13 protein-coding genes are annotated in these 13,112 nt (G+C 60.4%); 7 read left to right on the top strand and 6 right to left on the bottom strand.

Annotated elements, in window-relative coordinates; all coding sequences use genetic code 11:
* Positions 1 to 100: 100 nt before the first annotated feature.
* Positions 101 to 538: a helix-turn-helix domain-containing protein gene (locus tag ASC74_RS29990; RefSeq protein WP_056746533.1), complete on the bottom strand. Its 438-nt coding sequence runs from the start codon at positions 536 to 538 to the stop codon at positions 101 to 103.
* A 207-nt stretch (positions 539 to 745) separates the two neighbouring features.
* On the opposite strand from ASC74_RS29990, the gene ASC74_RS29995 reads away from it, so the two are divergent.
* The 6 genes from ASC74_RS29995 (at position 746) to ycaC (ending at position 6,851) form a co-directional block, all read left to right on the top strand.
* Positions 746 to 1,732 carry an MBL fold metallo-hydrolase gene (locus tag ASC74_RS29995; RefSeq protein ID WP_056746534.1) on the top strand — a complete coding sequence of 329 codons (987 nt, stop codon included), beginning with the start codon at positions 746 to 748 and terminating at the stop codon, positions 1,730 to 1,732.
* 45 nt (positions 1,733 to 1,777) lie between these two features.
* Positions 1,778 to 2,698 (top strand): LysR family transcriptional regulator, encoded by a 921-nt coding sequence (locus tag ASC74_RS30000; RefSeq protein ID WP_046049925.1) that lies wholly within the window; start codon positions 1,778 to 1,780, stop codon positions 2,696 to 2,698.
* Between the two features lie 617 nt (positions 2,699 to 3,315).
* Positions 3,316 to 3,732, top strand: a complete 417-nt coding sequence (locus ASC74_RS30005) for a DoxX family protein (RefSeq protein WP_056746536.1) — start codon at positions 3,316 to 3,318, stop codon at positions 3,730 to 3,732.
* Positions 3,725 to 4,318, top strand: a complete 594-nt coding sequence (locus ASC74_RS30010; protein WP_056746538.1) for an antibiotic biosynthesis monooxygenase — start codon at positions 3,725 to 3,727, stop codon at positions 4,316 to 4,318. Before ASC74_RS30005 ends, ASC74_RS30010 begins: the two co-directional genes overlap by 8 nt.
* Positions 4,315 to 6,153: an amidohydrolase gene (locus ASC74_RS30015; protein WP_056746540.1), complete on the top strand. Its 1,839-nt coding sequence runs from the start codon at positions 4,315 to 4,317 to the stop codon at positions 6,151 to 6,153. Before ASC74_RS30010 ends, ASC74_RS30015 begins: the two co-directional genes overlap by 4 nt.
* Before the next feature lie 71 nt (positions 6,154 to 6,224).
* Positions 6,225 to 6,851: an isochorismate family cysteine hydrolase YcaC gene (gene ycaC, locus ASC74_RS30020; protein ID WP_008032694.1), complete on the top strand. Its 627-nt coding sequence runs from the start codon at positions 6,225 to 6,227 to the stop codon at positions 6,849 to 6,851.
* Positions 6,852 to 6,977: 126 nt separating this feature from the next.
* On the opposite strand, the gene ASC74_RS30025 is transcribed toward ycaC, so the two are convergent.
* Together ASC74_RS30025 and ASC74_RS30030 are read right to left on the bottom strand one after the other, a co-directional pair.
* Complete coding sequence (locus tag ASC74_RS30025; protein WP_056746541.1) at positions 6,978 to 8,411, bottom strand: mechanosensitive ion channel family protein; 1,434 nt, start codon at positions 8,409 to 8,411, stop codon at positions 6,978 to 6,980.
* A 78-nt stretch (positions 8,412 to 8,489) separates the two neighbouring features.
* The gene (locus tag ASC74_RS30030; protein WP_056746542.1) at positions 8,490 to 9,509 is read right to left on the bottom strand and encodes an alpha/beta hydrolase; all 1,020 of its coding nucleotides are present in this window, start codon (positions 9,507 to 9,509) and stop codon (positions 8,490 to 8,492) included.
* A 138-nt stretch (positions 9,510 to 9,647) separates the two neighbouring features.
* On the opposite strand from ASC74_RS30030, the gene ASC74_RS30035 reads away from it, so the two are divergent.
* Positions 9,648 to 10,544: a LysR family transcriptional regulator gene (locus tag ASC74_RS30035; RefSeq protein ID WP_056746544.1), complete on the top strand. Its 897-nt coding sequence runs from the start codon at positions 9,648 to 9,650 to the stop codon at positions 10,542 to 10,544.
* Between the two features lie 136 nt (positions 10,545 to 10,680).
* Here the strand turns inward: ASC74_RS30035 and ASC74_RS32435 are convergent, their stop codons facing one another.
* The 3 genes from ASC74_RS32435 to gspG all read right to left on the bottom strand — a co-directional run bounded on the left by ASC74_RS32435 (position 10,681) and on the right by gspG (position 13,057).
* Positions 10,681 to 11,274, bottom strand: a complete 594-nt coding sequence (locus ASC74_RS32435; RefSeq protein ID WP_082555913.1) for a hypothetical protein — start codon at positions 11,272 to 11,274, stop codon at positions 10,681 to 10,683.
* Between the two features lie 148 nt (positions 11,275 to 11,422).
* Positions 11,423 to 12,610: a type II secretion system F family protein gene (locus ASC74_RS30045; RefSeq protein ID WP_056746548.1), complete on the bottom strand. Its 1,188-nt coding sequence runs from the start codon at positions 12,608 to 12,610 to the stop codon at positions 11,423 to 11,425.
* 12 nt (positions 12,611 to 12,622) lie between these two features.
* Positions 12,623 to 13,057, bottom strand: coding sequence for a type II secretion system major pseudopilin GspG (gspG, locus tag ASC74_RS30050; protein WP_056746551.1), 435 nt, complete (start codon positions 13,055 to 13,057; stop codon positions 12,623 to 12,625).
* Positions 13,058 to 13,112 lie beyond the last annotated feature (55 nt).

Here is a 13,112-nt window from a genome sequence, read left to right on the forward strand (position 1 = left end):
CAGCTGTCGAGCCCCGGCGAGGCTGCGTTCTCGGATTTTGCGACTGCTTCGTCCGAATGCGGCCCAAACCGAACGCAGCCTCGCCGGGGCTCGACAGCTGCTACAGGAAATGTGTTGGCGGGTCTACGGGGCGTTGGGGCAGGGCGCGCACAGCGCGGCAACGCCACGCAAACGGAGTGATGCCTTCATTGCGAGTGAAGATGTGGCAGAAATGCGCCTGATCGCAGAAGCCGCATTCGAGACTGATTTGCGTCAGCGTCAGGTCGGTGCTCTGAATCAATTGCTTGGCGCGGGCGATGCGCTGGTTGCGAATCCAGTCTTGAGGTGAGAGCCCGGTGCTGCACTTGAACGCGCGGGAGAAATGACTGCGTGAGAGGGCGCAGGCCCGTGCCAGTTCAGTGACTTCTACGGTTTCACCAAGGCGCTCGAGGATCAGTTGCTTGGCCAGGCTTTCGCGCCAAGGGGTCAGGCCGCCGGTGTTTTTCTTTCGCGTTTCAGTGGCCGTCGCGCGGGCGACGCTTTGCTGAGAATGGGCCATGACAAATGTCCGTGTCGGTGAGCTTCATTTTTGGCAGCAGGGCTCTGGCAGGCGAGTTAAACGTTGTTAATTCCGTCGGTGTGGGTGGCAACCAACGGCGCTAACTCAGCACATTGCTGCAATTTCTACGGGGGCGAGCCGTGCAAAATCGACGTCATCTGGCGGCGTTGTACGTGGCCGCTCTTCTGACTCGACCAAGGTGGTGGCATGAAACATTCTCTGGTTTGCGCGCTGGGGCTCGCGGTAGCGCTGGCGTCCGGCATTTCCTCGGCTCAGGCACCGGCGCAAGTCAGCACACAAGTGCCGGGTTACTACCGGTTGGCGGTGGGCGATTACGAGGTGACGGCGTTGTTCGACGGCTACAACGATCTGTCGCCCAAACTGCTCAAGGGCCTGACCCAAAGTCAGATCCGCACGCTGCTGGCTCGCCGTTCGATTGAAACGCCGGGCGTACAAACCGCGTTCAACGCCTTTCTGATCAACACTGGCAAGCAGTTGATCCTCGTCGATACCGGCGCCGGCCAGTGCATTGGTGCTACAGCCGGGATGCTGTCAGACAATATGAAAGCCGCCGGTTATGAGCCTGCGCAGGTCGATACGATTTTGTTGACCCACCTGCATTTGGACCATGTCTGCGGACTGGTCGACGGCCAACAGAAACCGGTTTTCGCCAACGCCACGGTCTTTGCTGCGAAGGCAGAAGCCGACTACTGGCTTGATCCCCAGGCCCTCGCCAAGGCGCCCGAAGGTGCCAAACCGTACTTCAAAATCGCCCAGGACTCGACCGCGGCGTATGTGGCCGAAGGGCGTTTCAAGACCTTCGCCGCCGGTCAGTCGCCAGTGCCGGGCGTGGTCGACGCGGCGCTGGAACCCGGTCACACGCCGGGCAGCACCACGTATCGCTTCACCTCGCAGGGGCAGAGCATTCTGTTTATGGGCGACCTGGTGCATAACCTCGCGGTACAGTTCGAGCACCCTGAAGTGTCGATTGGCTTTGACGTCAACAGTCAGCAAGCGATCAAGAGCCGCGCCAAGGTTTTCAGCGATGCAGCGGCGAGCAAAGTCTGGGTAACGGCGGCGCACTTGCCGTTTCCGGGCATCGGCCATATCGCGGCAGAAGGCAAGCATTTCCAATGGATACCGGTGGAGTACGGTCCTTACAAACGTGCGGCCAACGTACCGCTGATCGAGTAAAGTCCACCGCTTAGTGCCTGGCTGAACACACGAGGGAATCTGCCTGTGAACCGTAACGATTTGCGCCGCGTCGACATGAACCTGTTAGTGATTTTCGAAGCGTTGATGTTCGAAAAGAACCTCACCCGTGTGGCTGAAAAACTGTTCATGGGGCAGCCGGCGGTGAGTGCTGCGCTGGGACGGTTACGGGATCTGTTCGACGATCCGCTGCTGTTGCGCAATGGCCGCGGGATGGAGCCGACGGGGCGGGCACTGGCGATCCTCAAGGAGCTGCAACCGGCGATGGATGTGATTTCCGGGGCGGTCAGTCGAGCCAAGGAATTCGATCCCGCTACAAGCTGCGATGTGTTCCGCATTGGCCTGTCGGATGACGCCGAGTTCGGTTTGTTTCCGCCGCTGTTGCGGCAACTGCAGGAAGAGGCGCCGGGGATCGTCGTGGTGGTGCGTCGCGCCAACTATCTGCTGATGCCGGCATTGCTGGCCTCGGGAGAAATTTCGGTGGGGGTGAGCTACACCACGGATTTACCTGCGAATGCCAAGTGTAAGAAGTTGCGGGACATCCCCTGCAAAGTGCTGCGTGGGGACAAACGACCGGGAACGCTGACGCTCGACGAATACTGCGAACGACCGCATGCCATGGTGTCGTTCTCCGGCGACCTGAGCGGCAACATCGATCTGGATCTGGCCAAGGTCGGCCGCAGTCGCCGCGTGGTATTAGGCGTGCCGCAGTTCAGTGGGTTGCGGGCGTTGCTTGCCGGCACTGAAATGATCGCCACCGTGCCTGATTATGCGGCGTGTGCGCTGGTTGATGGGTGTGCGTTGCGGGCTGAAGATCCACCGTTTCCCATCGATGCGGCGCAGCTTTCGATGGCCTGGAGCGGGGTGCATGACAACGATCCGGCGGAGCGATGGTTGCGGTCGCGGATCAGTGAGTTCATGTCAAAGCCTTTGCCTGTTTCAGCTTGAACATGGCGACCTCCGGGCCGACCACATTCCCGCCTGCCCGATTCTCTGTAGGAGCGAGCCTGCTCGCGAAGGCGGCCTGGTAGCCGACCAATCTCTTTCAGGTGTACATATCCATTCCTGCGGTAACGGCCACTAATGGTTTCGCCCTTACGGCGACTCCCTTTGGCAAACGCCCCAAAGGAAGCAAAGGTCTCGCCCCAGCGTCCGGCCCCTCGCCTGGGCTCGGCGTACCCTCGCTCCGGCATTCATCTGGGGGCATCGCCTCCGGTTGGCTTCGCTTCAACCTCCTCTCGATGTGTTCGACTTCGTCGAACGGCGCTGCGCGCCTACCCCCCAGATGAACACCTCCACTCAGCCTCCCGAAGGGGCGGGTGAATCAAGATCAAGAGCTGCAGGCGAGCTAACGCTCGGCCTGTTGAGTGGTGAGGGGCGAAAGACGTGCGCCGATTCCCTTGTGGGAGCGAGCCGTTCCCACAAGGGATCTGCGGTGGATCGTACCGCCGGGCTCATCCACAAAAAGAGCACGTACATCCAATTTTTCCCCTCCCCACACCGGCACTATCGAATGACGTTTCGGCACATCGCTGCCGGTGGTTTCTCATTAGTGCAGGTAGCCCATGAACGTTTCGCGATGGGATGAACGAGCCCAGGATCTCGGGTTGTTTTTTTTGCGGGTCAGCGGTGGTTTGTTTCTGCTGTGGGTGCACGGTTTGCCGAAACTGCTTAACTACAGCACTCAACTGCAAACCATCGAAGACCCGTTTCACCTGGGCGCGAACGTCACGCTGATGCTGGCGATTTTCGCCGAGGTGCTGTGTCCGTTACTGATCGTCGCCGGGGTGTTTGTGCGTTTGGCGTGCCTGCCGATTCTGTGTGTGCTGCTGATCGCGCTGTTGATTGTGCATCCGCAATGGAGCCTCGATGAAGGGCAGTTCGGCTGGCTGCTGATGATGTTGTTCACCAGCCTTCTTATCGCCGGGCCGGGACGGCTGGCGCTCAATGTCCGTTTCCCTGGAGCTTTGCGTTATGCCTGAATCCAATCGTTTCGAGGAAGTCGTGACACTGGTCATCAAGCACAGGGTCAAGGCGGGGTTTGAAGTGCCCTACGAAGCCTGGTTGCGCAACATTGTCAGCATTGCCGGGCAACAGGAAGGGCACTTGGGTGTCGATGTGATTCGCGGCAAGAGTGCCGGTCTTGACCTCTACACCTGCGTGCTGCGCTTCTGCTCGACCGAATCGATGCAGCGCTGGCTCGATTCGCCGCAACGTCTGGGACTGGTCAACGAAGCCACGCCGATGCTCGCTGACGGCGACCAGACCGAGGTCAATCCGGTCAACGAATTCTGGTTCGCGCCGCAAGCCGACGCCGCTTCGCCGCCACCGCCGCGCTGGAAGCAGGCCGTGGTGACGTTGTTGGTGATTTTGCCGCACACCTTGCTGGTGCCGCTGATCTGGGGGCCGCTGCTGCAGCTCAACGCCTTCCTGTCCAATTACGTGGTCGCGACGTTCCTGATCACGCTAACCATCGTCGTGTCGGTGGTGTACCTGTTCATGCCGATGGCGACGCGGTTGTTCGCGCCCTGGCTGTCCTCTTCCACTCAGCCCAAGGAAACGCGATGAACGCCGATCTGATTTTATTCAATGGCCAATTTCATACCGTTGACCGTGAAAACCCACGCGCCAGCGCTGTAGCGATCAGCGACGGTCGCTTTGTCGCAGTCGGCACCGACGCCGACGCCATGGCCCTGCGCGGTTCGGGCACACAGGTCATCGATCTCAAGGGTCGCTGCGTCATTCCCGGCCTCAACGACTCGCACTTGCACCTGATCCGTGGTGGCCTCAACTACAACCTCGAACTGCGCTGGGAAGGCGTCCCCTCACTGGCCGACGCACTGCGCATGCTCAAGGATCAGGCCGACCGCACACCGACGCCGCAATGGGTGCGTGTGGTCGGTGGCTGGAACGAATTCCAGTTCGCTGAAAAGCGCATGCCGACCCTCGAAGAACTCAATCAGGCCGCGCCGGATACACCGGTATTTGTCCTGCATTTGTACGACCGCGCCTTGCTCAACCGTGCCGCGTTGCGCGTGGCCGGTTACACCCGCAACACGCCGAACCCGCCGGGTGGCGAGATTGTGCGCGATGCCAACGGTGAACCGACCGGCATGCTGGTCGCCCGGCCCAACGCGATGATCCTCTACTCGACCCTGGCGAAGGGGCCGAAGTTGCCGCTCGAGTATCAGGTCAACTCCACCCGCCAATTCATGCGCGAGCTCAACCGTCTCGGCCTGACCAGCGCCATCGATGCCGGCGGCGGTTTCCAGAATTATCCGGACGATTATCAGGTGATCGAACAGTTGGCCAAGGACCAACAGCTGACCATTCGCATCGCTTACAACCTGTTCACCCAGAAGCCCAAGGAAGAGCTGACCGATTTCAAAAACTGGACCAGCAGCGTGACCCTGCATCAGGGCGACGATTACCTGCGGCACAACGGCGCCGGGGAAATGCTGGTGTTCTCGGCGGCCGATTTCGAGGACTTCCTCGAGCCGCGTCCGGACCTGCCGCAAACCATGGAAGACGAGCTGGAGCCGGTGGTGCGCCACTTGGTCGAGCAGCGTTGGCCGTTCCGTTTGCACGCCACGTACAACGAATCCATCAGCCGCATGCTCGACGTGTTCGAGAAGGTCAATCGCGACATTCCGTTCAACGGTTTGCCGTGGTTTTTCGACCACGCCGAAACCATTACACCGCAGAACATTGAGCGGGTGAGGGCGCTGGGTGGCGGTATCGCGATTCAGGATCGCATGGCATTCCAGGGCGAATACTTCGTTGAACGTTATGGCGCCAAAGCCGCCGAAGCGACCCCGCCGATCAAACGCATGCTGGCCGAAGGTATACCGGTCGGTGCCGGCACCGATGCCACGCGAGTGTCCAGCTACAACCCCTGGACTTCGCTGTACTGGATGGTCAGCGGTCGCACGGTCGGTGGCCTGGAACTGCATGCCGAGGGCTTGTCTCGTCAAACCGCACTGGAGCTGTTCACCCACGGTAGCGCCTGGTTCTCTTCCGAGCAGGGCAAGAAAGGCATGATCAAGGTCGGCCAACTGGCGGATGTCGCAGCCTTGAGCGCGGATTTTTTCAGCGTCGACGAAGAAGCGATCAAGTGGATCGAGTCGGTGTTGACCGTGGTCGGCGGCAAGGTGGTGTACGCCGCCGGTGACTTCGAAAAACTCGGGCCGGCCAGCGTACCGGTGCTGCCGGACTGGTCGCCGGTGGTGAAAGTGCCGGGGCACTGGCGTCCAACCTCACCGATGCAGGCGCAGGTTCACCATTGCAGCGGGCCGTGTGGCGTGCATTCCCATAGCCATGAAAAGGCGCGGTTGTCGAATGCGCCGGTCAGCGATTTCGCGGGTTTCTGGGGCGCGTTCGGCTGCTCGTGCTTCGCGTTCTGACGATCACAAAAAAAAGCGCCGACCCTGCGCGTCGGCGCCGTATGTAATACCCATCCACCGAGGAGTTTCACATGAGCAACGTTCCGTACAAACGCCTGAACAAAGATGACGCCGTTGTCCTGTTGGTCGACCACCAGACGGGCCTGATCTCGCTGGTTCAGGATTTCTCGCCGAACGAATTCAAGAACAACGTACTGGCCCTGGGCGATGTGGCCAAGTTCTTCAAGCTGCCGACCATCCTGACCACCAGCTTCGAAAACGGCCCGAACGGCCCGATGGTTCCCGAGTTGAAAGAGCAATTCCCAGACGCGCCGTATATCCCGCGTCCAGGCCAGATCAACGCCTGGGATAACGAAGATTTCGTCAAAGCCGTTAAAGCCACTGGCCGCAAGCAACTGATCATCGCCGGTGTAGTCACCGACGTTTGCGTGACGTTCCCGACGCTGTCGGCGCTGGCTGAAGGGTTTGAAGTGTTCGTGGTGACCGATGCCTCGGGTACTTTCAACGAAACCGTGCAACAAGCAGCCTGGGCGCGCATGGCGGCGGCCGGTGCTCAACTGGTGAACTGGTTCTCGGTGGCCTGCGAGCTGCAGGGCGACTGGCGCAACGACATGGAAGGCCTGGCGAACCTGCTGTCACCGCGCATTCCGAACTACCGCAATTTGATGAACAGCTACTCGGTGCTTACCTCGAAGTAAGTTCCGTCAAGCAACACGCATAACCTGTGGGAGCGGGCTTGCTCGCGAAGGCGGTGTGTCAGTCAACATTGGTATTGCCTGACACACCGCCTTCGCGAGCAAGCCCGCTCCCACATTGAGATTTGTTTATGCCTGGCGTTTCTGAAGCCACCCCAAAAACCCTCCTTTTTTGATCGGCACCGGTGTGGTCATCAACGCCAACCGACTGCTCTGCTGTCTGACTGCCTGCAACTTGTTCAGCGCCCGACCCACTTCGACACGTTGTTCCATGCAGTTACGGGTCAGGGATTTGTCGATCCGGTAAATGATGCACGAGGTCAATGTGGTGAAGGTCGCCTGCGAGGGCGTATCGGCGAGAATGCTTTGCTCGCCCATGACTTCGCTCGGTCCCATACGCCCGGCTTCGGTTTGCCCAGTGCCATTGGGCACGGTGGCGCTGACCACGCCGGTGGCGATCACCATCAAGCTGTCTGGCACTTCGCCCAATTCCAGTACCACCTGACCTGCCGCGTACTGCTGCGCGACCATCGACTGGGCGATCTGATCACGCTCATCCTCGCTCAAGGAACGGAAGATTTTCACTTCATCGAGCAACGCCCGTGCGCGTGTCGTCGGTTCAATCACGCCATCGAGCTGCCGGGAAATCCCCGCCGCTTCGAGGTGCCGATGCACCAGGTCGAACAGTTGATTGCGCACTTCGCTTTTTTTACCCAACTCGGCGATAAACCCGCTGGCTACGTATTCAGACATGGTTTCGCCAGACTCTTTCAGCACTGCTTTCGGTGCCGGGTTGAGCAGCAAACTGCTGCTGCCCTGAAGCGTGCGGTCCAGTGCATCCAGCACCCGACGCGGGCGAATGTGGTTAGGCACTTGAATGCTGATCGACACGCCGTGCATGTTGTTCGGCCGACTGAGGTTGACGATTTTTGCCTTGGCCGCCACCGAGTTCGGCACCACCGCGGTACTGCCGGCACTGGTCAGCAGGTGGGTGGCGCGCCAGTCGATGTCGAGCACTTTGCCCTCGACGCCGTCGATCATGATCCAGTCATCCACCTGATACGGCTTGGTGGTGTTGAGCACGATCCCGGAAAACACGTCGCTCAAGGTACTTTGCAACGCCAGGCCCACGACGATTGCCACGACGCCGGAAGTCGCCAACAAACCTTTCACCGGCAGCTCCAGTACATAGCCGGCCGCCGCGACGATGGCGATCAGAAACACCAGCGCGCCGATGACATCCTGCAGCAACCGACCGCTGTGACCGATGCGGCGCATCAGTACCAGACCGATGACTTCGGTGAGCACCCGTGCGGCGTACAGCCACCAGAGAATCCCCAGCGCCGTGGCGCCCGATTGCGCCACGCGATCCTCGGTGAACAGCGGCGCCTGCAACGGACTCACGCCGGCATTGATCGCGAGTGCGCTGAACATCACGAACAGTGTCAGACGCACACCGACCCGCGTGACACGATGCTTAAACGGCGCGAGGTGCCAGAGCACGGCGTCGATCACCAGCAGCAGGGCACTCCACGACAGCAGATGGGCAAGGAAAAAGGACATGGGGAAACTCCGGCTAAAGATTGCTTTCGATCGCGTAGCAGCTTCGCCACGCATTTCTGTGTGGCGAGTCGAGGGGGCTCAGTTCAGATGCGTCTTGAGTTCCAGTGCCGCCTGGCGAACCGCTGCTTTCACCTCCGGTATCTGGCTCAGCGGGTTGAGCAGGCCGAAGTCGTGAATCATGCCGTTGTAGCGCACGGCCGTGACCGGCACACCGGCCGCGTCGAGGTGGCGGGCATAGGCTTCACCTTCGTCACGCAACACGTCGAACTCGGCGGTTTGCACCAGGGCCGCTGGCAAATCTTTGAGCTGTTCGGCGCTGGCTTGCAACGGCGAGGCATGGATCTGCGCACGCTCGGCTGTGTCGGTGGTGTAGCTGTCCCAGAACCAGTTCATCATGCCCTTGGTCAGGAAGTGGCCTTCCGCAAATTGCTGGTACGACCCGGTATCGAACTGTGCGTTGGTCACTGGCCACATCAACAGCTGGAAGCGCAGCGCCGGAGTTTTCTGTTCCTTGGCCATCAAGGCCACGACCGCCGCCATATTGCCGCCGACGCTGTTGCCGGCTACGGCCAGGCGTTTGCCATCGACGCCGATGTCCTTGCCATGCTCGGCCACCCAACGGGTCGCGGCGTAAGCCTGGTTGATCGCGGTCGGGTAGTGCGCTTCCGGCGACGGCGTGTAATCGACATACACCGCGACAGCACCGGAGCCGACCACCAAGTCGTGGATCAGACGCTGGTGAGTCGGGTAATCGCCCAACACCCAGCCGCCACCGTGGAAGAACATGAACACCGGCAATTCACCTTTGACCTTGGCCGGGCGCACGATTTTCAGGTTGATGGTTTGCCCATCGACCTTGATCGCACGGTCGCTGATGTCCACACCCGACAGATCGACCTTCACCGAATTTTGCGCGCCGGTCAGTACCGCACGGGCATCTGCAGGGCTCAGTTGCTCAAGCGGCTTGCCACCGCCGGCAGCGAGGGCTTCAAGGAAGGCTTGCGTGTTGTGTTCGACACCCGGGCTGCCAGCGGCAAAGGCGTTGCCTACGGCCAGGGCGAGGAGGGAAGAGGTCAGGGTTTTTTTCACGATGTTCATGGTTAATTCCTTTTTAATTGTGTGTTCGGTCTGGGGTTAGAAGCAGCGGCTGTCGCTGCACCGTGGACACAGATTAATAAGGTGTCTAAAAAGGAAAAAGCGGCTATAAAATGTTTGACTGTCAACCAAGGCGTGACAATGAACCCATTCGAAGATATGCGTATTTTTTGCCAGGTCATGGACTCCGGCAGCTTCACCGCGGCGGCCGATCAATTGGGCCTGTCCAAGCAGTTCGTCAGCCGGCGTTTAATGCAACTCGAAGAACGTCTGGGTGTGCGTCTGCTCAATCGCTCCACGCGGCGACTGGACGTCACGCCACTGGGACAGAGTTACTACGAGTCAGCCTTGCGCCTGCTGGGCGAAGTCGAGCAAGTGGAGCAGGGCATCGCCGGCCAGACCACCGAGCCCCGCGGCACTATTCGTATCAGCGCGCCGTTGTCGTTTGCAGTAGCGCATTTGGGCTGTTTGCTGCCGGTGTTTTTGCAGCGTTATCGCGATGTCACGGTGGAGGTCGACCTCAGTGATCGGCCGGTGGATTTGCTCAGTGAGGGTTATGACCTGGCGCTGCGCATCGGCATTCTGGAGGACTCGACGCTGATCGCCCGACGCATCGCTTCCATCCAGCGGGTGTACTGTGCCAGCCCGGCTTACCTGGCCGAGCGCGGCACGCCGCTCAAACCCGAAGACCTGCACAGCCATGACTGCCTGCCTTATGGCCACGGGCGTCAGGTGCAATGGCGTTTCGAAGGGCAGGGCAAGCCGTTGGTGGTCAATGTCACCGGGCGGATGCGGGTCAACAATGGTGAATTGCTCAGGGACGCGGCGATTGCCGGCATGGGGATTACTTACTTGCCTACCTTCATTGTCGGTTCGGCGTTGAAGGACGGCAGGCTGGTGCCGGTGCTGGATGAGTTGCGTCCGCAGCCGCTGACGTTATCGGCGGTGTATCCGCAGCACCGCCAGAGTTCACGGCCGGTGCAGGCGTTGATCGAGTTTTTGCGCGCGCGCCTGGATCAGACTGAGGGTGTGTTGTAGAGCATGAGCACATGCCAGTGTGCGAGCCTGCTCGCGATGGCGGAGTGTCAGACGACGTCATGTTGAATGACAGATTGCTATCGCGAGCAGGCTCGCTCCCACAGGGGATTTGTGGAGCTTTGGGGTTCAGCGGTTGTCAGGACCTTTTGTCATCGCCTGGCTCGCCACCAACATGCACACCATGGTCGTCACCCGGTTCACCGCCGACATGTACGCCGTGGTCATCGCCGACTTCACCGGCACGATGAACGCCGTGGTCGTCGCCGATTTCACCGGCGCGATGAACGCCGTGGTCGTCACCAATTTCACCGGCGCGATGAACCCCATGATCATCACCGGGCTCGGCGTGAGTGCCATTGCGTCCGGAGGAGGCTGTGTTACCGGAATGGCCCGAGCCATGGTCGCTGCCACTGTGACCGCTGCCGCTATTGCCGCCACTGCCGCTTCCCCCGTTACCGCCGCTATTGCCTCCGCTGCCGCTGCCACCGTGACCACCGCCATTGCCGCCGCCACCGCTTCCACCGCCGCCGCCAGAGCCCCCGCCACCCCCGGAGCCGCCACCCCCACCGCCAGAGCCTCCACCGCCACCAGAGCCGCCACCCCCTCCGCCACTCCCGCCATCCTTGGCCTGTGCGCTCGATACACCGGACAGGCTGTCCGGAATCAATACGGTAGACGCCGACAGAACTGCGCCAATCGCTACTGCCAGTAAAAGCTTGTTGATGTGCATGTCGTTCTCCGTCTTCTTGTTCGGGTTGGAACGTTGATGAACAATGCAACGTGCTGCTTGATTCAGTTGATAAACACTTCAACGCATCGATTTATTCATTTGTAAGTCGATGAACACTGCAACGTGCCGCTCGACCCTGTTCCAGGGGTCAGTGAATACTCGAGGCCAGCTCGAAAATCGGGATGTACATCAGGATCACGATCACCCCGATCAGCAGGCCGATGAAGGTCATGAGCAAGGGTTCGAACAGCCGCACGAACCATTCGATCCAGCGGCTGATTTCTTCGTCGTAGAAGTCGGCGCTACGCTCCATCATTTGCCCCAGGTTGCCGGACTGCTCGCCGGCGCGCAGCAAGCGCAGGGACACCGGTGTCACGAGGTGATTGAGTTCCAGGGCGGTCGACAGCGACTGACCCTCGCGCACCCGTTCGCAGGCCTGGTCCAGGCGCGCGCGGGAGGCGACGGTGAGCAGGCCGCGAACCATGCCCATGGCGGTGACGAGGGGAATGCCGCCTTGTAGCAGAATCCCCAGCGAGCGGTAGAAGCGCGCCAGTTCGTACATGAAGATGCGTTGATGGACCGCCGGGAGTTTTTCGATCACACGGTCCAGGCCCCGACGAAAGGCCGGTTGGCGCTGGAGGAAGGTGAGGGCGACGATGATCGCCAGCAATGCGCCGAAGAATTCGCCCTGATGGGCGTGCAGGAACATCCCGCTGCTCATCAGGATCTGCGACAGCCACGGCAGGTTCGAGCCCAGTCCTTCGAACACCAGGCTGAAGCGCGGCACCACGTAACCCATCAGAAACAACACCACGCCACCGCCCACCACCAGCAACAGCATGGGGTAGATCGACGCGCTGACGATTTTTTGCCGAACCTCGTCCATGCGCTGGCGATAGCTGACGTAGCGGCCCAGGGCATCGCCCACGGCGCCGGTCTTCTCGCTGGACTGTACCAACGCAACGTAAAGAGGAGGGAACACCGCCGACAACTGGGCCAGTGCCTGGGAGAACGATTTGCCTTCATAAAGCAGACGCACCAGTTCGCTCAAGGTCTTGCGGGCCTGGGGCGCGTTCTCTTTTTCCGCCAGGCTTTCCAGCGCATCGATCAACGGTAGGCCGGCATTGAGCAACGTGGTCAGTTCCTGGCTGAACAGCACCAGGTTGAAGGTCTCGCGCTGTCGAACCCGCAACGCACGCCAGTGACGCTCGGCGTACAGGCTGATCACCCGGTAGCCCTGGTCTTCAACGATACGCCGGGCTTCGCTGTGGCCGAGCGCCTCGACGGTCATCGAAACGACGCCGGCCTTGCCAACGGCTTTGAGATGAAAACGCATGATCGCCTCCCGTCATTGCCAGCTGGTGACTTCGGCGTTTTCACCTTCGCCGCCGGGTTGGCCGTCCTTGCCCATGGACAGCAAGTCGTATTCGCCATTTTCGCCGGGGCAGCGATAGGTGTAGTTACGGCCCCACGGATCCTGCGGCAGTTTTTTCTGCAAGTAAGGGCCGGTCCAGCGGGTTTCATCGCTGGGCGCGGTGACCAGCGCCTGTAAACCCTGCTCGGTCGACGGGTAATGACCGACCTCCAGGCGGTACAGATCCAGGGCTTTGCCCAGGCCTTCTATTTGCGCCTTGGCCACCTTCACTTCGGAGCGGCCCAGTTGGGCGAAATACTTCGGCGCGACGATGCCAGCCAACAGCCCCAGCACCACCAACACCACCAACAGTTCGAGCAGGGTGAACCCGCTTTGAGCACGCGGGGCGGAACGCAAACGCTGATTCATGATGACCTCACACAGTCGGCAGAAGGGTCGCCGAGAAGGCTTATGCAATTGCCAT

It is taken from the genome of Pseudomonas sp. Root329, from assembly GCF_001424925.1.
GTDB lineage: Bacteria > Pseudomonadota > Gammaproteobacteria > Pseudomonadales > Pseudomonadaceae > Aquipseudomonas > Aquipseudomonas arabinosi.